We start from the raw sequence: 18,799 nt of genomic DNA, 5'->3' as shown, positions 1-18,799 counted from the left end.
CACTCTCCCCCACACCCTTTATCTCTTAAATAACACTTTTACTATACTTGGCGGCCCGCAAGCGGGCCGCGCCGGCCGGCCCCGGCCTGCTGGCGACCTCCGGCCGGCATCGGCCGGGCCGGCCGGCCACACTTGGGGACGACCAGGACCATGAAGACCTCGGGGCGCTGCCCCGAACCCCGACCCTCCTCAGAGATCGGCCGGGCGGATCCCCTCGCCGGGCACCACAAGGGCTACCAGCCTCCCCGGGCGGGGCCAAGGTCGTTCGTCCGGTAGGGCGCTCCACCTTGTCCCCGTCCGGGGAGGCTGGAAGGTCTACTACTGCCCGACGAGGAGATCCGCCACCGTTCCAGCGCCACGCCCATTCACCGAACACGGCAACAGCCGGGACCAGACTGGCGGCTCGGGGTTATGGTCGCCCCTGTGCATTGCCCCCGATGCGGCCACGCGATGGAGACGGTCGACGGCTACCTAACGTGTCCGGTTGGAGGCATGGAGCTGTCACCTGTCATGCGCGACGCCCTGGTCCAGCTTGTCGCGTCGGAAGCCGGTCCATCTGGTCCATCGGCTTTCTTCCGCTGGGGAGGGAGTTGGCACTGTCCGGCAGACGGCTCGGTGATGATCGAGTCGAGGGGTCGCGTGGCTTGCCCGCTGTGTGGCAGGCACCTGCCAGCCCGGATGCTGTACCAGCTTGTCGAACTCCACCCTCACGACTGACGTACGACGGCACCGCACCGGTCGCAGCTGCGTGGGCCATCGACGGGCCAGTAACAGCGTCATCCCTGGGTCACGAGCGGGCACGACCGGGCCGACGGCAGCCACCGCGAACAGGCATTTCGGGGCACTGGGTCCCGCTGACCACGCGCTTCCAAGCTGACGGTGCGCCGTTCATCGCCTCGGCGGAGGCGGGTTCTCATGTCAGTCCTTGATGCGCCGAGGCGTCTCCGCCACAAGGTCCTCAGCATGTCGACGTCGGAACTCCACCACAGTCAGTGCGGTTGCGGTCAAGAGCGCCAGTGGGGCCAGGGCCAGGAGGTCAACGGCCCAAGGGGTGATGAACCCAAGGAGGAAGCATGCGACCACGACAATGGGCCATGACCACGCGAGAATGCCCGGTCCCCAGAACCGCCACGGCGACGCCCCTGGTACCGCCTCCCACGAGTTCAGGCGGCCGAGCAGTGCGCTGATCACGCTGGACCACACGCCCAGCAGAGTCAGGACGCATAGGAACGGACCTAAGCCATCGGGCACGGCAAGATTGTTCGGCCCCGCCCGGTGGAGCGCAAGGGCGGAAGGTGCTTGGCGCGCCCCGAACTGACCGCGCCTGCGCGGCGGTCCGCATCCAGTCCGCAAGAGGCCGGCAAACGGCGGGGGACCGCTGGGAGATGTTGGGAGGCGTTCCCGCTGCTAGACCGCCATGTGCCCAGGTCGAGGGGGCGGGCAGTTTGATCTTGTAATCCCTCGGTCGCCGTGTCCTCTGCGAGGGCGCTCCGCCTTATCCCGTCCAGAGAGTTCATCGCCGTGTCGAGGTGCGCCGCCTGCGCCCCCTCTTGATCAGAGCACCGAACACGCCGACGCACACAACCGAACAGACGCCCATGACTACCGCTGCGAACGGATCACTTTTCGGGCCTGACAAAATTTCCACCGATGCAATTCCGAAGATGACGGCAAGGCCGGGCAGCAAAATGCGCGCCACACCCCGATGATGACGCCGATTGTGTGCGACTTGAATACGACGTTGCTCGGCAGTGAGGTCCTTCTCCCAGGGGGTGTTGAAGGGCCAGTTGGCAACCCAGATTATGGCAGTCAACCCCGCAATAATCATCAGCACCGTAACGACGGCTTTGAAGAACAAGCTCTACCTCCAGAAGCCGTCAGTCCATGACAGAACCGAAGGCGTTGGTGAAGGGTTATGGTCGGCGGGGGCCTGGGTCAGTAGGTGCGAGATGATAGTGACTGGTAAGCGACGGCCTGTAAAGCAACTGCGAAGGACACCCTGCCGCTGGTGGGCTACTGACGGTGGGAGTCATGGCCGGGAGCCACCGGGGCGAAACGGAGCCGGACGAGCCCGGACCGATCCAGTTGCCGAGGGCGCGGCGACCAGGGCGAGGCGGACGTTGCCGAACGGCTGCGGAGCGCGCTTGGGAATCTACGGATCAGATGGTCAGCAGCCGCGTGTCGTACAGCCATCCGTACAGCCCAGACAGTCAGCCAACGCCGACGACATCCGACACTGACGGACGGGCTGAGCAGGAGAACGGCTCCCCTAACAGCCCACTCCGATCTTCTTCTAAACCTCAGGCCCTCCCGCCGCCGGCGTCCACGCCGACGCTTGACAAGCGTCATTGAGGCTCATCCGGTTGGACGCTCCACCTTGGTCCCCGTCCGGGGAGGCTGGATGGTTGGAGACTGCCCGACGAGGAGATCCGGTTCCACACCGAACGCATTTTCACTACCGGCGCGGCGATTGTTGAGCACACTCGGAACCCGCAACCAGCCGGAGACTAGTCTCCGGTGGCCGGACCACCGCCAGTGCTCGCGGGCGCCGTCAGCGCGGCGGCTAGGGCCTCCGCATCGCGACGTGCAGGCAACGGAAAGCGCAGCTTGAGATCCGCCGCTTCACCATCTGCCGTCAAGACGACAACACGGGTCAGCCGACCGCGAACATCGGACGCACGCAGGATAGGACGCGGCACCTCACCGAGCACGTTCTGGGTCGGTCGGCCAGTCACTTGGTTCATTGCAAAGAACAGCAGACGCCTATCAGTCAACAGCACATACTGCTTCACCGCGACAGAGAACGCCGTGAACAGGCCGCCGGACAAGACGGCTGTCGCTACCCCCATGGCGACCTGGTCCTTTGTCGAGACAGAGCCAACGATCGCCACACTGGCCACCTCGACACGCTCGCCCTCCTGCAGGAACGGCGACGCCGTCGCGATCAGCCGCTGTCTTGCCTTCTCGGCACCCACGGTCGCCTCCGTCTTCGCCCGTACCCCACCCCTGAAGTGGGCGCGTTTCCATGATCAATAGCCGGCCGACTCTAGCGAGGCTTGCCGATACCGGTCAACCCATGATCCGCCGATGTTCGGCGGGGTCGTCCGGCCGAACCGGGCGACGACGCCGGCACCTCCTCAGGCCGGATGACAACGGCGCTGGACGGACCGACGCAGCAACGGACGAGTAGAGCGCAGCCATCAGTAGTTGATGACCCTCTTGCACCGAGCCGGACAGTTCGGCCGAGGCTATGGATCAGGGGGTCAGCGGACCGCATCCAGTCCGCAGGAGGCCGGGGGACAGCGGGGGAGTGGTGTGAGGTGTCGAGAGGCGCTTCCGCTGCTAGGCCCCCCGGAGTGCCCAGGTCGTCGGAGCGGGCAACTTGATCTCATAATCCCCCGGTCGCCACGCCGGACGCCCTACCAGCAGGAAGTCCGGCCGTGCGATCTACGTGCGATAAGGAGCGGCCAGCAGCGGGATTCCGGGGTCAACGAGGGCCAGACCGGACAGACAGACTCCCGGGGCGAAAAGTAGAACGCCGACCGGCGTTTCCGCTGGTCGGCGCTCCTGTAGCCCGGCGAAAGGCTATGTGGCCAGGGGCGGGGTCGAACCGCCGACCTTCCGATTTTCAGTCGGACGCTCGTACCAACTGAGCTACCTGGCCGTGCTGCTCGGCTCATGCTACCGCACAGGCCGATACGCAGAACGCCGCGCATGAAGGGCGCGGCGTCAGCGCTTGCGGTCCTGACGGGACTTGAACCCGCGACCTCCGCCTTGACAGGGCGGCGAGCACTCCAACTGCTCCACAGGACCTAGCTGGTGTTGCATCCGGCCTGAGCCGGACCGTGCCCCCAACGGGATTCGAACCCGTGCTACCGCCTTGAAAGGGCGGCGTCCTGGGCCGCTAGACGATGAGGGCGGCCCCGCCATCATTGCACACTCGCAACTTCAAGCGGACTTGCTCCCATCCGGCCCCGCCGGAGGCATGAGAAGCATATGCCATGCCTCCTCGGCCGGCCAAACCGGTATACCCAAGGGCGCAGCGACCGGCGAAACCGCAGGTCAGAGGCGGTGTCACCGGAGCCGGGAGATCCCGTACCGCCGCTTGAGGTCCGGAATCAGGTGCCGGCAGGCGGCGATCGTCTGGGTCCGGTCGCCGCCCGCGTCGTGCATGAGCACGATCGAGCCGTGGTGGGTCGCGCCCGTCACCCGCTTGATGATCGTCTTCGCCGGCGGGTGGTCCCAGTCCTGCGGGTCGACGCTCCAGTGCAGCGGGCGCAGCCCGAGCTGGCGGGCCACCGTGAGCTCCTCCGCGGTCCAGCGGCCGCCCGGCTGGCGGAACCAGGTGATCGGGGCGCGCGGCGCGGCCGCCCGGATGGCCTGGTTGGTGCGGACCAGGTCGGCCCGGATCTCGGCGAGCGGCCGGCGGCCGAGGTTGAGGTCGTGGCGCCAGCTGTGGTTGCAGATCTGGTGCCCCTCGCGGACGATCCGGGCCACCAGCTGCGGGTAGCGCTTGGCCTGCTTGCCGACCAGGCAGAAGGTCGCCGTGACGTGGGCCGCCCGGAGCTGGTCGAGGATCTGCGGCGTGAACCGGGGGTCCGGACCGTCGTCGAAGGTGAGGGCGACGCCCCGGTCCCCGCTGGAGCGGTGCAGCCCGGCGGGCAGGCTCTTCGGCAGTGGGCGCAGCTTCGGCTTCGGCGGGGTGGTGCGGCTCGGGCTGGGCCGTGGGGTGGGCGGGGGCGCCGGCGTCGGGGCGGCCGTGGCGGACGGTGAGGCGCCGGCCCGGGTCGGGGTCTTGCCGGGCTCGCCGCAGCCGGCCAGGAGGAAGGCCAGGCCGAGGGCGAGCGCCAGCACGGCGCGTGGACGCATCGTCGCTCCCGAGAGGGGGTCGGGGTCGGGCGGACTTCCGACCGTAGTGGACGTCGCGCCGGATCGGGAGGGGCCCCCTCAGCCCGTCGTCGACTGGTCCAGCGAATCCCGTACGGCCACCGCCAGCGAGACCGCCTCGGCGAGGCTCACCGGCCGCACCACCCCGGCCGGGAGCGTGTCGGCCCGCCAGCCCGGCCCGGCGGCCAGCACCAGCAGCGGGCGGCGCGGGGCGGCGAGCAGCGCGGTGAGCTGCTCCGGACCGGCCGTGAGCCGGGTGTGCGACCAGAGCACCACGGCCGCCGGCCCGGTGCGGTCGACCGCCTCGACGAGGGCGGCCACCGGCACCCGGGCACCCAGCATCCGGTAGCCCACCCCGACCTCGGTCAGGGCGGCACCCAGCGCCTCCAGCGGCAGCGTGTGTTGTTCCTCATCGGCGCAGGCGAGCAGGATCCGGGCCGGCCCGGCGACCGGGTGCGCCCGGGCCACGGTGGCGAATGCCTCGGAGACGCACCGGGACATCAGGTGCTCCACCTCGATCAGCCCGGCGGTGGCGGCGTGCCGTTCGCCGATGCCGGCGAGCACCGGCCGCAGCAGCCCGTCCCAGGTGTGCACCACGCCGTCGGTGGCGAGGGCGTGCGCGATGGTCTCGCCGATCGCCACCGAGTCCAGCCGCATGGCGGCGCGGGCCACGCCGCGGGCCACCGGTCCGGCGCGGCCGACCGGGATGGTCGTCCCGCCGCCGTCCCGGACCGCCGTGGTCCGCCCGTTCAGCCCGAGCTGCTCGGGCGGGAGGACGGCCGGTGCCTGCCGGGCCCAGCGGGCGGCCTCGGCGGGGGCGACACCCTCCGCGGTGAGCCGCCGCATGATCTCCAGGCGCGCGAGGTCGGCCGGCGTGTAGCGCCGGTGGTGCCCCGGCACGTGCTCGCTGGGACCGAGGCCGTAGCGCTGGTGCCAGGTGCGCAGCGTGGTGACGGCGACCCCCAGCCGCCGCGCGACGGCTCCCGCGCTCAGCGCCTCATCCGCCACCCGACCGCTCCGCTGCCTCGTCGGCCGGCGCACCCGCCCGGGCCACGTCGGCGGCGGGACGGGCCGGCCGCAGCAGCCGGTTCACCACCCCGCCCAGCCAGGGCGCGTACGCGCGGGGGTCGGCGTCCAGGTCGGCCTCCAGCTCGCGCGGGTCGACCCAGCGCAGGGTGGCCACCTCGTCCGGGTCGGGCCGGATCGGCAGGTCGGCCGGTACGTCGGCGCGCAGCACGTGGTCGTACTCGAACTCGACCCGACCGGTGGCCGGGTCCTCGGCGTAGTAGAGGTAGACCCCGACCTCGGTGAGGTCGACCGGGTCGACGCCGAGTTCCTCGGCGAGCCGGCGGTTGGCGGCCTCGACCAGTGACTGGCCGGGCAGGGGGTGTCCGCAGCAGGCGTTGGCCCAGCGCAGCGGGAACCGGGTCTTGACGGCGGCCCGCTGCTGGAGCAGGACCCGCCCCCGCGGGTCGACCAGCAGCACCGAGAAGGCCCGGTGCAGCCGGCCGGGTGGCTGGTGGGCGGCGGCCACGGTGGTCTCGCCGAGCACGCGCCCGTCGTCGTCGACCAGCTCGACGAGGTGCTTCTCCCGGGCCGTCAAGACACCCTCCCGGTGATCCGCGAGGCGGCGAGCTTGCCGCTGATGAGGACCATCGGCACGCCCACCCCGGGCTGGGTGCCGGAGCCGACGAAGACCACGTTGCCCAGCGTGCGGTGCAGGTTCGGCGGGCGGAACGGGCCGGTCTGGAAGAGGCTGTGCGCGGCGGCGAACGGCGTGCCGGCGGCCATGCCCTGCGCCGCCCAGTCGGCCGGGGTCACCGTGCGCAGCACCTCGATGCCGTCGCCGAAGCCGATGTAGCCCCGCTCCTCCAGCGTCGCCACGAGCTGGTCGGCGTAGCGGCGGGTCAGGTCGCCCGGCCAGTGCAGCGGCGCCCGGTCGAGGTTGGGCACCGGGGCGAGCACGTAGTAGGTGTGCTTACCGGCCGGGGCCACCGACGGGTCGGTCCGGCTCGGGTTGGTCACCAGCAGCGACGGGTCGCTCATCAGCTCGCCGCGCCGGATCACCTCGTCGAACGTGCCCTTCCAGGACCGCCCGAAGTGAATGTTGTGGTGGGCGATCCGGCCGTAGCCCTGCGTCGATCCGACGTGCAGCACCACGCACGAGGGCGAGTAGGTGAGCTTGCGCTGCCGGCTGGCCGGCAGCAGGTCCCGGTAGGCGACCGGCAGGTCCGGGTTGAGGACCACGACGTCCGCGGGGACGAACTCGCCGTCGGCGGTGACCACGCCGGTGGCGCGGCCGTGCGCGGTCTCGACCCGGGTCACCGTGGTGCCGTACCGGATCTGCACGCCGTGCTTCTCCACCGCGCCGGCCATCCCCCGGGAGACCGCGTGGATGCCGCCGCGCGGGAAGCACACCCCGGCCACCGAGTCGAGGTACGCGATGACCGCGTAGATGGCCAACGCGTCGTGCGGTGCGAGGCCGGCGTACATGGCCTGGAAGGAGAAGATCCGCTGGGTACGCGGGTCCCGGAAGAACTGGTTGATCTTCGTCTGGAGTCGCCGGAACGCGCCGTTGGCCAGCAGCCGGAGCAGGTTGCCGGTGAGCAGGTCGGTCGGCGCGTCCAGGTTGCGCTCGATGAAGTCCGCCCGCTCCCAGCGCCACAGGTCGCGCGCGTAGTCGACGAAGCGCAGGTAGCCGTCCGCCTCGCGAGGCCCGCAGACCCGGGCGATCTCGGCTGCCATCCGGGTGGTGTCGGTGATGACGTCCAGGGTCGACCCGTCCGGGTACCAGGCCCGGTAGGCCGGGTCGAGCGGGGTCAGGTCGAGCCAGTCGGTCAGCTCCTCGCCGACCGCGCCGAGCGCCTCGGCGATCAGGTCGGGCATGGTGAGCACGGTCGGCCCGGTGTCGAACTCGTACCCGTCGACGCCGAGCCGGCCGGCGCGCCCGCCCGGCACCGGCTCCCGTTCCAGCACGGTCACCTGCCGGCCGCTGCCGGCCAGGTGCAGCGCGCAGGCCAACCCGCCCAGCCCCGCGCCGACGACCACCACCCGGTCGGTACGCCCGCTCACGGTGCGCATCCCGGCCCCCCTCCTCGCGAAGTTGCCCATCATGCCCGCCGCGTGGTGGCGGCGGTGGCCAGGCCGGTCAGCGCGGTCCGCGCGGTGCCGTCGATCGGCGCGCCGTCGAGCGCCACCTGCGCCTCGGTCACCCGGTCGGCGATCATCCGTTCCACCCGGGCCACCGCCCCGGTGTCGCGGACCAGGTCGGCCAGCCGGGCCACCTCGCCCGCCCCGGTGACCGTGCCGGCCCGCTCCAGGGCGCGGCGCTGGGCCGGCGTGCCGAGCTGCCGGGCCAGCATCAGCAGCACGGTCGGCTTGCCGGTCCGCAGGTCGTCCCCGGCCGGCTTGCCGGTGGCGGTCGGGTCACCGTAGACGCCTAGCAGGTCGTCGCGGAGCTGGAACGCCTCGCCGACGGCCAGCCCGTAGCGGGTGTAGGCGGTGATCAGCGGGGTGTCCGCCTCGGCACCGGCCAGGGCGGCGCCGAAGAGCAACGGTCGCTGGACGGTGTAGCCGGCCGTCTTGTAGCGGGCCACCCGCAGCGCCCGGTCGACCGACCAGTTCGCCGCGTCGTGCTCGCCGAGCACGTCGAGGAACTGCCCGGCGACGGTCTCCACCCGCATCTGGTCGTAGCAGCGGCGCACGTCGAGCAGGCGGGCCGGCGGCACGGCGGCGTGCGCCATGAGCCGGTCGGCCCAGACCAGGCAGAGGTCGCCAATGAGGACGGCGACGGCCTCGCCGTAGCGCTCCGGGTCGCCGGTGTGCCCGGCCGCCCGGTGCCGCAGGGCGGCGGCCCGGTGCGCGGTGGGCCGGCCGCGCCGGGTGTCGGAGGCGTCCATCACGTCGTCGTGCACCAGCGCGAAGGTGTGCAGCAGTTCGAGCGCGGCGAGGGCCGGCAGCACCGAGGGCAGCGGCGCGTCGCCGCCGACCACCCCGCGCCAGCCCCAGTACGCGAAGGTCGGCCGGACCCGCTTGCCGGCGGCCAGCACGCAGTCGCGGGCCGTCGCGGCGAACCCGCCCATCGCCGTGTCGATCCCGGCGAGCGCGTCGACCTCGGCCGCCAGGAACGCCGTCAGCGTCTCGTCGACGCCCGTCACCAGGTCCTGTGTGAACGCGGCCAGCACGTCGCGGACCGGATCGTCTGTCGCCCCGGGCTGTGCCGGCGCGACGAAGCGGGGCGGACTGCCGGCAACTGCGTCGTTGGCCATGCGCGGGAGCGTACCCTAGGGTTACGAGTTGCGTCGATTGCTGCGTCGAATCTGAGGAGGGCCGGTGGACACGGATCTCACCGCTGCCTACGAGCGCTGCCGCGAGCTGCACCGGCGTCACGGCCATACCTACTATCTCGCCACCCGGCTGCTGCCCGCCTGGAAACGGCGGCATGTGCACGCCCTGTACGGCTTCACGCGCTACGCCGACGAGATCGTCGACCGCACCGAGGAACTGCCGCCGGCCGAGCGCGCGGCCCGGCTCGCGGAGTGGTCCGACCGCTTCGTCGCCGGCCTGCACGGCTCGCCCGTCGACGACCCGCTGCTCCCCGCCGTGCTGCACACCATCGCCGTCTTCGACCTGGACCGCGACGACTTCGCGTCGTTCCTGCGCAGCATGACGATGGACCTGACCGTGCTGTCGTACCCGACCTACCACGACCTCCTCGACTACATGGAGGGGTCCGCGGCGGTCATCGGCACCATGATGCTGCCGATCCTGGGCAGCTCCGACCCGGCCGCCGCCCGGGAGCCGGCCCGCCAACTCGGCTTCGCCTTCCAGCTCACCAATTTCATCCGGGACGTCGCCGAGGACCTGGACCGCGGGCGCACCTACCTGCCCGACGAGGACCTGGCCGCGTTCGACGTCACCCGGGAGGACCTCCTCGCCGCCCGGGCCGCCGGCCGCACCACCCCGCGGCTCCGCGAGCTGATCGAGTATGAGGTGACCCGCGCACAGGACCACTACGCCGCCGCCGCGCCGGGCATCCCGCTGCTCGCCCCGGCGTCGCAGGCCTGCATGCGCACCGCGTACGCGCTCTACGGCGGCATCCTCGACGAGGTGGCCGCCCAGGACTTCGACGTGTTCACCCGGCGGGCCCGCGTACCCCGGCGGCGGCGGATGGCGGTGGCCGCGCAGGCGCTGGTCACCCCGCCCGGCGTGCCGGTGCGGGTCCCCGGCCCGGCGCTCCGGGCGGCCCTGGCCGCGTGACCCCGGTCCGGGCCCGGTGCGGGCTCAGTCCCGCCAGACGGTCAGCTTGATCACGGCGCCGCCGTCGCCCGCCTGGTTGACCACCTGCAACCAGCCGGGGTGCCCATCGGAGGTGGTGAAGCAGAACTGCTGGCCGCTGCCGACGTAGTGGTGCGGCGCGCTCGTCCGGCGCGCCTCCCGGTAGGTCGCGCAGCGGGCATCGGCGCCCTCCTCCGGGCCGGCGTAGGTGTCGTCGTACAAGGCGCTGTGCCGGGCGCTCGAATAGAGGATGTAGCCCCAGTCCAGGTAGAGGTCGACCGTCGCGTCCTGCGCGTACCGCTTCACGGCCCGGCCCTCGTCCACGTCCACCCCGGTCTTCTGGTCGAGCTGCACGACGTCGCTGAAGACCACGGCCGCGGGCGTGCCCGCGGGCGCGCCGGTGCCGCCGCCCGGGGTCGAGCCGTTCGGCGCGCCGGCCGGCGTGGCGGCGGCGGTCGTGGCCGGGGCGGGCAGCGTGGTCGTCGTGCCGGCCGGTGTGGTGGGGCCGGCGGCCGGCGTGGCCTCCCGCCCGTCCTGGTGCAGCCCCCAACCGGCGACGCCGAGCACCAGCAGCGCCACGGCGGCCAGCCCGGCCGCCCGCCAGCGCCGGCGCCACCCCTGGTACGCCACCAGCGCGGCCAGCGCGACCAGGCCCAGCACGATCCACAGCGGGTCGGAGCGGATGGCCTGCACCAGGGCGACGAGCCCCGCCACGGCGGAGACCACGTTGGCCGCCACCCCGGAGTGCTCCTTCAGCCGGGCGGCCGGCGCGGGTGCTTCGTTCTCCACGAGGACCGGAGCGTAGCGGCGCGTGACACAGCGTGACAGAGTTGCCACGCGTGTCGAGCAGTCCGCTTCCCGTCAGAGGCAGGAGTGCAACGCCTCGACCAGGTCCTCCACCCGGTCGTGGTCGGCCAGCCGCGCGGTCGCGTACGCGAAGGTGTAGCCGCGTTCCGGATCGGCCCAGGCGCTGCTGCCGCCGATCCCGCCCATGCCCCAGCTCCCGTCCGGCTCCCACTGCATGCCCAACGTCCAGGACGCCCGCCGGTCCAGCACCAGGTCCGGCCCGTCGTACTGCACCCGGGTCGCCTCGGCCACCAGCTCGGGGCTGAACCGGCGTACCCCGTCGAGGGTGCCGCCGGCGAGCAGGCCGGCGTAGAGGCGGGCCAGGGCGGACGCGGTGGCGTGCAGGTTGACCGCGGGAAACTCCGTGCCGCGCCAGAACGGGCTGTTCACCACCGCCACGTCCAGGCCGCCGGCCGGGTTTCCCAACGCCCGGGCGCGGAGCGACCCCGGCTCGCCCAGCATCCGCACCGGCCAGCCGGAGTCGGCGTACGACAGGTCGGCGCAGCGCCGCTGGTCCGCCGCGTCGAGCCCGAAGGCCAGGTCGAGGCGCCACGGCCCGGCGATCTCCTCGGCCAGGAACCGCCCCACCGGCCGCCCGTCCACCCGGCGGACCAGCTCGCCGACCAGGTGGCCGTACGTCCAGGCGTGCTCGCCCGCGACGCTGCCCGGCGGCCACTCGGGGTCGGCGGAGGCCAGGTCGGCGCAGAGCAGCCCCCAGTCGGGGATCGCCGCGGCGGGCCGGGGCACCGGGAACCCGGGCAGCCCGGCGGTGTGGGCGAGCACCTGCCGCACCGTTGCCGGGGCGCGGAACTCCGGCCAGTAGGCGGACACCGGCGCGTCGAGGTCGACCCGGCCCCGGTCGACGAGGAGCAGGAGGCAGAGCGCGACCACCGGCTTGCCCACCGAGTAGACGTTCACCAGGGTGTCCGGCCGCCACGCCGCCTCGGCCCCGACGGCCGGGACGGTCACGCCGGGCTGGACTGCCGCGCGGGTGCCGCCGACCAGGTCGAGCACCGGCGCGCCGTCGTACCAGACGGCCAGCGCCGCGCCGGTCTCCCGGCCGGTCGCGAACAGGTCGTGGAAGCAGTCCCGGACGGGGGCGAAGCGTGCCTGCATCCGGCCACGGTAGGCGGTGGGGATGATCACCTGCGCGGGAATTCCGGCCCGACGTGGTGGCCGGTGGCCCGGCGGTGCGGAATGCTGGCGGGGTGGCGGAGCCGGAACTGGTGGACGTGGTCGTGGTCGGGCTGGGCGTCGGCGGCGAGGAGGTGGCCGGGCGACTCGCCGAGGCCGGCCTCACCGTGGTCGGGATCGAGCGCGACCTGGTCGGCGGCGAGTGCCCCTACTGGGGCTGCATCCCGAGCAAGATGATGATCCGGGCGGCCAACGCCCTCGCCGAGGCGCGCCGGGTCAACGAGCTGGCCGGCAGCGCCGAGGTGCGACCTGACTGGGCGCCGGTCGCGAAGCGCATCCGCGAGGAGGCCACCGACACCTGGGACGACAAGGTCGCGGTGGACCGGTTCACCGGCAAGGGCGGCCGGTTCGTCCGGGGCAGTGGCCGGCTCGACGGCCCGAACCGGGTCCGCGTCGGCGACCAGGTGTTCGAGGCCCGGTACGGAGTGGTCCTCGGCACCGGCACCCGCCCCTCGGTCCCGCCGATCGACGGCTTGGCCGACACGCCGTACTGGACCAACCACCAGGCCATCGAGGTCGAGGAGCTGCCGGGGTCGCTGCTGGTGCTGGGCGGTGGCGCGATCGGCCTGGAGCTGGCCCAGGTCTTCGCCCGGTTCGGGGTCCGGGTGACCGTGGTCGAGGCGGCCGACCGGGTGCTCGCCCTCGAGGAGCCGGAGGCCTCCGACATCGTCGCCGGTGCGCTGCGCGCCGACGGGGTGGAGATCCACACTGGCGTCCGGGCCGAGCGGGTCACGCACGACGGCACGAGCTTCACCGTCCACGCCGGAGACCGCGCGTTCGGCGGTGAGAAGCTGCTGGTGGTGACCGGCCGCCGGGCGCACCTCGACGAGCTGGGCCTGGAGACCGTGCAGGTGGACGCCGCGCAGCGCTACCTGCCGGTGAACGAGCGGATGCACGTCACCGACGGGATCTGGGCGGTCGGCGACCTCACCGGCGAGGGCGCGTTCACCCACATCGCCATGTACCAGGCGGGCATCGTCGTCGCCGACGTGCTCGACCACATGCGGCGCACCCGGGGCGGGCCGGACGCCAGCGGCACCGCCAGCGTGGTCGGCGGCGCGGCCGGCGTGGTCAGCGCGGTCGGCGGTGCCATGAGCACGGGCGGCTCGGCCGCCGCGCCGGGCAGCGTGCCGGTCGCCGACTACCGCGCGCTGCCCCGGGTCACCTTCACCGACCCCGAGGTGGGCGCGGTCGGCCTCACCGAGCAGCAGGCCCGCGACCGCGGCGTCAACGTCCAGGTCGGCTACACCGATCTCACCTCGTCCACCCGCGGGTGGATCCACAAGGCCGGCAACGCGGGGTTCATCAAGCTTGTCGCCGACGCCGACCAGGGCGTGCTGATCGGCGCGACCTCGGTCGGCCCGGCCGGCGGCGAGGTGCTCTCCGCGCTGGTCGTGGCGGTGCACGCGGCCGTCCCGGTCAGCCAGCTCCGGCACATGATCTACGCGTACCCGACCTTCCACCGCGCCATCGAGGACGCCCTGCGCAACCTGAAGTGACCGTCAGTCGGCCGGCGCGCCGTGCCGGCCGGCACCGGCGGTGAACCGGTTCGCGCCGTGCATCCCGTCGGTGACCAGGGACTCCATGCCGAAGGCCAGCTCGGTGGCCAGCGCCTCGGGCTCGGGCAGGCCGGCGCCCGCCAGCACCGCGGCCCGGTCGTTGCGCAGGCAGGTCTGCGGGTGCCGGGCGATCTCCGCGGCCAGCCGCTCGGCCTCCGCCCGGGCCGCACCCGGCGCGACCACCCGGTTCACCAGACCCATCGCGTACGCCTCGTCGGCCGGGACCGGGCGGCCGGTGAGGATCAGGTCCATGGCGCGGCTCTCGCCGATCAGCCGGGGCAGCCGCACCGTCCCGCCGTCGATCAGCGGCACGCCCCACCGCCGACAGAACACCCCGAGCGTCGCGTCGGACTCGGCGATCCGCAGGTCGCACCAGAGCGCCAGCTCCAGGCCGCCCGCCACCGCGTACCCGGAGATCGCGGCGAGCACCGGCTTGGACAGGCGCATCCGGGTCGGGCCCATCGGGCCGTCGCCCTCGGGTTCGACCCGGTTGCCGCGCGGCGTGCCGATGGCCTTCAGGTCGGCGCCGGCGCAGAACGTGCCGCCCGCGCCCCACAGCACGGCGACCGCCGCGTCCGGGTCCGCCTCGAAGGCGCGGAACGCGTCGGCCAGGGCCCGGGCGGTCGGCCCGTCGACGGCGTTGCGGGCCTCCGGCCGGTCCAGGATCACCGTGGTCACCGGTCCGGCGTGCTCGACGCGTACCCCCATCGGGTCAGCATGCCCTCGACGACGCCCGCCGCGCCAGCTATCGGTGCCGCACCGGCTCGCTCCCGCGCGGGTCAGGCGAAGTCGGCCGCGTGGTCGGCGGCCCAGTCGGCGAATGTCCGGGCGGGGCGGCCCAGTACCGCCGCCACGTCGCCGGTCACCTGCTCCGGCGTCTCCGCCATGGCCGCCCAGCCGGCCAGCGCCGCATCCGCGAACGCGGCGCTGCCCATCGCCGCGGCCAGCATGGGGCGCACCGCCTCGGCGGGCACGTCCTCCCACAGCACCTCGCGGCCGATCGCCTTACCGATGATGCGCACCTGCTCGGCCTGCGTGACCGTCCGCGGGCCGGTGAGCACGTAGGTCCGCCGGTCGTGCCGGTCGGTGGTCAGCGCCTCGACCGCCACCGCCGCGATGTCGTCCTCGTGGACCATCGAACGAGCCGCCGCGCCGTACGGCCAGCGCACCACGCCCTCGGCGCGGATCGGCTCCGCCCATCCCAGCGTGTTCGTGGCGATGCCGGTGGGACGCAGCATCGTCCAGGGCAGGCCGGACGCGACGATGGCCCGTTCCACCAGGGCCCAGAACGAGCCGGGGTCGGCCTCGGCGGAGGCGGCCGACACGTACACCACCCGGGGCGACCCGGCACCGGCGAGCGCGGCGGCGACGCGCGGGGCGAGCTGCGCCGTCGCGGCCGGGTCGACGAACGGCCAGATCAGGAACACGGCCCGGACACCGTCCAGGTGCGGGCGCACCGTCTCCGGATCGGCCAGGTCGGCGGCCACCACCTCCACACCCGCCGGCAGGTTCGCGCGGCTCGGGTCGCGGGTGACGGCCCGTACGCCGTGACCCGCGACGGCCAGCCGCTCGACCACGCGCCGCCCGACGTTGCCCGTCGCACCGGTCACCAGGATCATCGTCGCCTCCAGGGAATTTCTCGGGAACTCGATGGAGCCGACCGTAGAACCTCAACAATTGTTGAGGTCAACGTCCGATGGGCATACTCGGGGCGTGAAGCAGGACACGTCCTTCGACTGGCACGAGCCCGGCCTGACGATCGGTCAGGTGGCGCAACGCAGCGGCGTCGCCGCGTCGGCGATCCGGTTCTACGAGGCGCAGGGCCTGATCAGCAGCGACCGCACGGCCGGCAACCAGCGCCGCTACCACGCCGACGTGATGTGCCGCCTGGCGATGATCGAAGCGTGCCAGCGGGTCGGCCTCACCCTGGCCGAGGTGGGCCGGGCGCTCGCGGCGCTGCCACCGGGGCAGGCGCCGACCTCGGAGGACTGGGATGCGCTCGCCGGGCGACTACGCACCGAGGCCCAGTCCCGCATCGACCGGCTCAGCGAGGTGCTGCGCGCCCTCGCCCCGCCCGCCTGACCCGGGCCACCCCTCACGCTGACGGCTCCCACCGTCGATAGCATCGGCGGCGGCAACGATCGGGCGAGGTGCCCCGCCTGTGCGGGGAGAATCGGGAAGCCGGTGGAAATCCGGCACGGGCCCGCCGCGGTGACCGGGGAGTCCCCGTCCACGCGCGTCACGCGCAGCCACTGGCCGTACGGCCGGGAAGGCGGACGGTCAGGCGTCGATCCGGGAGTCCGAAGACCGGCCTCGCGTTCAGTCGCCCACCTGACCGTGGGCCGAGTGCAGCGGGAGCCTGCCTGTGGACCTGTACGACGCCATCCACCGCCGCCGCGACGTGCGCGCCGAGTTCACCGGGGAACCGGTGCCGGACGACGTCCTGGAGCGGATCCTCACCGCCGCGCACGCCGCCCCGAGCGTCGGGAACTCGCAGCCCTGGGACTTCGTCCTGGTGCGTGACCGCGAGACCCGGCGCCGGTTCCACGCGCACGTCCAGGTCGAGCGGGACACCTTCGCCGCCACGCTGGACGGTGCGGCGGCCGAGCGGTTCGCCCGCATCAAGATCGACGGGGTGTTGGAGTCGACGCTGTCAGTCGTGGTCACGTACGACCCGCAGCGGGGTGGGCCGACGGTGCTCGGCCGGCACGCCATCGCCGACGCCGGCCTCTACTCGGTCTGCCTGGCCATCCAGAACCTCTGGCTGGCCGCCACCGCCGAGGGGCTCGGCGTCGGCTGGGTCTCCTTCTACCGGGAGCCGTTCCTGGCCGACCTGCTCGGCATCCCGCCCGGCATCCGGCCGGTGGCGTGGCTCTGCGTGGGCCCGGTGAGCCGCCTGCAGACCGTCCCCGACCTGGTGCGGCACGGCTGGCGTACGCCCCGACCACTCGCCGCCGCCCTGCACGCCGACCGCTGGCGGGCGGACGAGAACCACCCGATGGGGTGATCCGCCGTCGCCGCCCGGTTTGGGACCTCTCCTGCCGGGAAGTCGAACCACGTGCGCGAACTACTGACGAAGATCGAACAGAACTCGGCGCTCGACCGGGTGGGCGACCGGTTGCAGCGCGCCGTCCAGGGCACCCTGCGCCCGCAGCGGATCCGGGACTTCCTGCACGGCGTCTGGCTGGGGCATCCGCTGCATCCGGCGATGGTGCAGGTGCCGGTCGGCGCCTGGATCTCGGCCGCCGTCGTGGACCTGATGCCCGGTCAGCGCCGGGCGGCGACCGCGCTCGTCGGCGTCGGTACGGTCAGCGCGCTGCCGGCGGCCGTGGCCGGGCTCAACGACTGGGCGGCCCTGTCCCGGGACCAGCGGCGGATCGGCCTCGTGCACGCCGCCGCGAACACCATCGGCGTGGCCCTCTACGCCAGCTCGCTGGCGGCCCGGCTCAACGGGCGGCACAACATGGGCCGGGCGCTGGCCTACCTGGGGCTGTCGGCGGCGAGCGCCGGGGCTTACCTGGGTGGGCACCTCGCGTACAAGCAGGGCGCGCAGGTCAGCCAGAGCATCTCCGAGCTGCACCTGGTCAGCGAGGGCTGGCACCCGCTCGGCGACATGTCGAGCCTGCCGCAGCGGCAGCTCCTCACCCGGGAGATCGACGACGTCTCGGTGATCCTCTACCGGCACGGCGACGACGTCACCGTGATGCTGGAGCGCTGCCCGCACCAGAGCGGCCCGCTCGGTGACGGTGAGGTGCAGGAGATCGACGGCCACGCCTGCGTGGTCTGCCCGTGGCACGGCAGCACCTTCCGCCTCAACGGCGGGGAGGTCGTGCACGGCCCGTCCGGCAACGACCAGGTCGTCCTCCCCACCCGGGTGGTCAACGGCCGCCTGGAGGCCCGCCTCCCCTGACCGGCGGTGGGATCTTCGACGGCAGCGGCCCCGGGGCCGCTGCCGTCCACGATCGCCCCGGTCAGTCCCGGCGGTGGCGGCCTGTCACGAGGGCCCGGACGCCGGCCCGGCCCGGCGGCCGTCGCCGCAGGCCGAGGACCGCGCCGATCTGTGCGCCCACGATGGCGGCCACCGCGAGCACCGCCGAGATGGCCAGCGGCCGGTTGATCCCGTCCTCCGGGGTGGCCCGGGAGGCGCCCGCCGACATCGCCGGCGGTTGCCCGGTCGGCGCCTCGACCGTGGGCGTGGTGTCCCGCCCGGTCGGGTGCGGGGAGGGCCTGCCCTTCGGCGTCGTGGCGGACGAGCCGCCGCCGCCCGGCGTCGCCGCCGTGCCGGGAGCCGTCCTGGACGGGCTGGTCGAGGTGACCACGAGCCGGCCGGTCGCGTGCCGGCGGGCGCCCGCGTCCACCGATCCCTCGGGCAGCTTGAGCAGCTGCCCCGGGCGGATCCGGTCCGGGTCGGCGAGCCGGTTGAGCCGGGCCACCTCGCGGTACCGGTCGAAGTCGTCCAGGTAGCGGTCGGCCACCTCGCCCAGGTAGTCGCCCTTCGCCACCCGGTACACCGCCGGGTCGGTGGTCACCGAGGCGGACCGGACGGGCGGCGCGGCGAGCGTGGGGCCGGCCTGCGGGGCGACCAACGCCGGCGCGGCGGCGACCGGCTGCGGCGCGGCCACGGCCGCGGCGCTCGCCGCGGCCGGGCTGGCCGCCAGGATCAGCGCCACCGAGCCGACCAGCGCGGCCGCGGCCCGCTGCTGGCGGCGCATCCCCGGCAGCCGGGGCGCCGGCCGGCGCAGCGTCGCCGCGAGGAGTTCCACGAGTACGGAGAAGGCGAACGTCGCCCAGCCGAACCAGCCCACCACGGCCAGCGCCCGCAGAAAGAGCTGCCCGTCGTCGCGGCTGGTCAACGCCGTGCCCACCTCGGCCAGGGTGGGCAGGTGGTCGGGGAGGGGGTTGCCGGCGAAGGCCAGGAGCGCGACGGGCCCACCGGCCAGCACCGCGCAGAGCACGACGAGGGCGCCGAACCCGGTGAGGACCTGGCCGGTCCGCCGGACGGCCGAGCGTTGCGATGCACCCATGGCTGCCTTCCC

At 73.3% G+C, this 18,799-nt stretch carries 17 protein-coding genes, 3 tRNA genes and 1 riboswitch; of the genes, 5 read left to right on the top strand and 15 right to left on the bottom strand.

The window, feature by feature from the left end; translation table 11 throughout:
- Positions 1-1,513: 1,513 nt before the first annotated feature.
- From ABZ452_RS29640 to ABZ452_RS29595, 10 genes are all read right to left on the bottom strand, one after another.
- Entirely contained in the window at positions 1,514-1,858 is a 345-nt protein-coding gene (locus ABZ452_RS29640; protein WP_357949828.1) for a hypothetical protein, read from the bottom strand.
- 649 nt (positions 1,859-2,507) lie between these two features.
- Positions 2,508-2,975, bottom strand: a complete 468-nt coding sequence (locus tag ABZ452_RS29635; RefSeq protein ID WP_357949825.1) for a hypothetical protein — start codon at positions 2,973-2,975, stop codon at positions 2,508-2,510.
- 615 nt (positions 2,976-3,590) lie between these two features.
- Positions 3,591-3,664, bottom strand: a tRNA-Phe gene (locus ABZ452_RS29630).
- A 75-nt stretch (positions 3,665-3,739) separates the two neighbouring features.
- Positions 3,740-3,813 (bottom strand) — tRNA-Asp (locus tag ABZ452_RS29625).
- 33 nt (positions 3,814-3,846) lie between these two features.
- Positions 3,847-3,919, bottom strand: a tRNA-Glu gene (locus tag ABZ452_RS29620).
- 155 nt (positions 3,920-4,074) lie between these two features.
- Complete coding sequence (locus ABZ452_RS29615; protein ID WP_357949823.1) at positions 4,075-4,869, bottom strand: polysaccharide deacetylase family protein; 795 nt, start codon at positions 4,867-4,869, stop codon at positions 4,075-4,077.
- A gap of 78 nt (positions 4,870-4,947) precedes the next feature.
- Positions 4,948-5,895, bottom strand: a complete 948-nt coding sequence (locus ABZ452_RS29610) for a MerR family transcriptional regulator (RefSeq protein WP_357949821.1) — start codon at positions 5,893-5,895, stop codon at positions 4,948-4,950.
- Complete coding sequence (gene idi / locus ABZ452_RS29605; protein ID WP_357949819.1) at positions 5,885-6,490, bottom strand: isopentenyl-diphosphate Delta-isomerase; 606 nt, start codon at positions 6,488-6,490, stop codon at positions 5,885-5,887. The genes ABZ452_RS29610 and idi overlap by 11 nt, the downstream gene beginning before the upstream one ends.
- On the bottom strand, positions 6,487-7,968 hold the full coding sequence (gene crtI, locus ABZ452_RS29600; protein ID WP_357949817.1) for a phytoene desaturase family protein: 1,482 nt from the start codon (positions 7,966-7,968) through the stop codon (positions 6,487-6,489). Before crtI ends, idi begins: the two co-directional genes overlap by 4 nt.
- A 29-nt stretch (positions 7,969-7,997) precedes the next feature.
- Complete coding sequence (locus tag ABZ452_RS29595) at positions 7,998-9,155, bottom strand: polyprenyl synthetase family protein (protein ID WP_357949815.1); 1,158 nt, start codon at positions 9,153-9,155, stop codon at positions 7,998-8,000.
- 64 nt (positions 9,156-9,219) lie between these two features.
- Here ABZ452_RS29595 and ABZ452_RS29590 point away from each other — a divergent pair, with 64 nt between their 5' ends.
- Complete coding sequence (locus ABZ452_RS29590) at positions 9,220-10,146, top strand: phytoene/squalene synthase family protein (RefSeq protein ID WP_357949813.1); 927 nt, start codon at positions 9,220-9,222, stop codon at positions 10,144-10,146.
- A 24-nt stretch (positions 10,147-10,170) separates the two neighbouring features.
- Here ABZ452_RS29590 and ABZ452_RS29585 read toward each other — a convergent pair whose 3' ends face one another.
- A complete protein-coding gene (locus ABZ452_RS29585) occupies positions 10,171-10,953 on the bottom strand; it encodes a hypothetical protein (protein WP_357949810.1) in 783 nt (260 codons plus the stop codon).
- Between the two features lie 72 nt (positions 10,954-11,025).
- Positions 11,026-12,126, bottom strand: a complete 1,101-nt coding sequence (locus tag ABZ452_RS29580) for a serine hydrolase domain-containing protein (protein ID WP_357949807.1) — start codon at positions 12,124-12,126, stop codon at positions 11,026-11,028.
- Between the two features lie 92 nt (positions 12,127-12,218).
- On the opposite strand from ABZ452_RS29580, the gene ABZ452_RS29575 reads away from it, so the two are divergent.
- The gene (locus tag ABZ452_RS29575; protein ID WP_357949804.1) at positions 12,219-13,703 is read left to right on the top strand and encodes an FAD-dependent oxidoreductase; all 1,485 of its coding nucleotides are present in this window, start codon (positions 12,219-12,221) and stop codon (positions 13,701-13,703) included.
- Positions 13,704-13,706: 3 nt separating this feature from the next.
- Here ABZ452_RS29575 and ABZ452_RS29570 read toward each other — a convergent pair whose 3' ends face one another.
- Both ABZ452_RS29570 and ABZ452_RS29565 read right to left on the bottom strand, forming a co-directional pair.
- The gene (locus ABZ452_RS29570; protein WP_357949801.1) at positions 13,707-14,471 is read right to left on the bottom strand and encodes a crotonase/enoyl-CoA hydratase family protein; all 765 of its coding nucleotides are present in this window, start codon (positions 14,469-14,471) and stop codon (positions 13,707-13,709) included.
- A 71-nt stretch (positions 14,472-14,542) separates the two neighbouring features.
- Complete coding sequence (locus tag ABZ452_RS29565; protein WP_357949799.1) at positions 14,543-15,382, bottom strand: NAD(P)H-binding protein; 840 nt, start codon at positions 15,380-15,382, stop codon at positions 14,543-14,545.
- A gap of 94 nt (positions 15,383-15,476) precedes the next feature.
- On the opposite strand from ABZ452_RS29565, the gene soxR reads away from it, so the two are divergent.
- From soxR to ABZ452_RS29550, 3 genes are all read left to right on the top strand, one after another.
- Positions 15,477-15,845 carry a redox-sensitive transcriptional activator SoxR gene (soxR, locus tag ABZ452_RS29560; protein ID WP_357949796.1) on the top strand — a complete coding sequence of 123 codons (369 nt, stop codon included), beginning with the start codon at positions 15,477-15,479 and terminating at the stop codon, positions 15,843-15,845.
- Positions 15,846-15,894: 49 nt separating this feature from the next.
- Positions 15,895-16,094, top strand: a riboswitch (cobalamin riboswitch).
- A gap of 34 nt (positions 16,095-16,128) precedes the next feature.
- Positions 16,129-16,770 (top strand): 5,6-dimethylbenzimidazole synthase, encoded by a 642-nt coding sequence (gene bluB / locus ABZ452_RS29555; protein WP_357949793.1) that lies wholly within the window; start codon positions 16,129-16,131, stop codon positions 16,768-16,770.
- Between the two features lie 51 nt (positions 16,771-16,821).
- Entirely contained in the window at positions 16,822-17,673 is an 852-nt protein-coding gene (locus ABZ452_RS29550) for a Rieske 2Fe-2S domain-containing protein (RefSeq protein ID WP_357949790.1), read from the top strand.
- A 61-nt stretch (positions 17,674-17,734) separates the two neighbouring features.
- Here the strand turns inward: ABZ452_RS29550 and ABZ452_RS29545 are convergent, their stop codons facing one another.
- Entirely contained in the window at positions 17,735-18,787 is a 1,053-nt protein-coding gene (locus ABZ452_RS29545) for a LysM domain-containing protein (protein ID WP_357949787.1), read from the bottom strand.
- Positions 18,788-18,799: the final 12 nt, after the last annotated feature.

Origin of the sequence: Micromonospora sp. NPDC005707 (assembly GCF_040631005.1) — a bacterium.
GTDB lineage: Bacteria > Actinomycetota > Actinomycetes > Mycobacteriales > Micromonosporaceae > Micromonospora.
This window is presented reverse-complemented; position numbering and strand designations above follow the sequence as displayed.

Coding starts and splice junctions, on each gene's coding strand:
- ABZ452_RS29615 (WP_357949823.1), bottom strand. CDS start 4,869: ATGCGTCCACGCGCCGTGCTGGCGCTCGCCCTCGGCCTGGCCTTCCTC.
- ABZ452_RS29565 (WP_357949799.1), bottom strand. CDS start 15,382: ATGATCCTGGTGACCGGTGCGACGGGCAACGTCGGGCGGCGCGTGGTC.
- ABZ452_RS29595 (WP_357949815.1), bottom strand. CDS start 9,155: ATGGCCAACGACGCAGTTGCCGGCAGTCCGCCCCGCTTCGTCGCGCCG.
- ABZ452_RS29580 (WP_357949807.1), bottom strand. CDS start 12,126: ATGCAGGCACGCTTCGCCCCCGTCCGGGACTGCTTCCACGACCTGTTC.
- crtI (WP_357949817.1), bottom strand. CDS start 7,968: ATGCGCACCGTGAGCGGGCGTACCGACCGGGTGGTGGTCGTCGGCGCG.
- ABZ452_RS29545 (WP_357949787.1), bottom strand. CDS start 18,787: ATGGGTGCATCGCAACGCTCGGCCGTCCGGCGGACCGGCCAGGTCCTC.
- ABZ452_RS29570 (WP_357949801.1), bottom strand. CDS start 14,471: ATGGGGGTACGCGTCGAGCACGCCGGACCGGTGACCACGGTGATCCTG.